The sequence below is a fragment of the Neorhizobium sp. LMR1-1-1.1 genome, from assembly GCF_040675795.1.
GTDB classification, from domain to species: domain Bacteria; phylum Pseudomonadota; class Alphaproteobacteria; order Rhizobiales; family Rhizobiaceae; genus Neorhizobium; species Neorhizobium cellulosilyticum.
In genome coordinates, this window is sequence record NZ_JBEGHE010000082.1 from 1 (window position 1) to 440 (window position 440).

At 51.8% G+C, this 440-nt stretch carries 1 rRNA gene; it reads right to left on the reverse strand.

Features of this window, described 5'->3' with window-relative positions:
• Window positions 1–440: ribosomal RNA gene (locus tag MRBLMR1_RS29135) — 23S ribosomal RNA — on the reverse strand; the annotation flags it as partial.

The following is a 440-nucleotide window of genomic DNA, read 5'->3' on the forward strand; positions in this document are numbered from 1 at the left end:
GGAGCTATTTCCTGGAACCGCTTCCCCGCCCAGACAATCCAATAAGTCTGAACAAGTTACGCAATCCGTCACTACCACCAGGCCCACGAATATTAACGTGGTTCCCATCACCTACGCATTTCTGCCTCGGCTTAGGGGCCGGCTAACCCTGCTCAGATTAACTTTAAGCAGGAACCCTTGGTCTTTCGGCGAGGGGGTCTCTCACCCCCTTTGTCGTTACTCATGTCAACATTCGCACTTCCGATATCTCCAGGGGTCCTCACGGATCCCCCTTCACAGACTTACGGAACGCTCCGCTACCACATACACTTGCGTGCATATCCTCAGCTTCGGTGCATGGCTTTAGCCCCGTTACATTTTCGGCGCAAAGACCCTTATTTAGACCAGTGAGCTGTTACGCTTTCTTTAAATGATGGCTGCTTCTAAGCCAACATCCTGGT